The 309-nt window shown below is 64.4% G+C and carries 1 protein-coding gene; it reads right to left on the reverse strand.

Annotation, left to right across the window (positions count from 1 at the left end):
• The coding region (locus EIK80_RS25365) for an SDR family NAD(P)-dependent oxidoreductase (protein ID WP_125159722.1) at nucleotides 1-309 on the reverse strand (309 nt) is incomplete at both ends.

Here is a 309-nt window from a genome sequence, read left to right on the forward strand (position 1 = left end):
GGCCCAGCGGCACCTGGCGGGCCAGCTTGGCGAAGGCCTCTTCCTTGCCGAACCGGGCCGAGAAGCCGTCCAGGATCGGGGGGTCGATAAAGGTCGGGTGGATGGAGTTCGAGCGGATGTCGAGCTTCATCTTGGCGCAGTAGAGCGCGATGTTCTTGCTGAGCAGCCAGACCGCCGCCTTGGAGGCGTTGTAGGCCGGCGAATTGCCGTTGGCGCTCAGGCCGGCGATCGAGCTCAGATTGATGATCGAACCGGGTTGATGCGCCCGCATGTGGGTAAAGGCGTGCTTGGCGCCCAGGAACACCGAGT

Source organism: Caulobacter sp. 602-1, assembly GCF_003931565.1.
Taxonomy (GTDB): domain Bacteria; phylum Pseudomonadota; class Alphaproteobacteria; order Caulobacterales; family Caulobacteraceae; genus Caulobacter.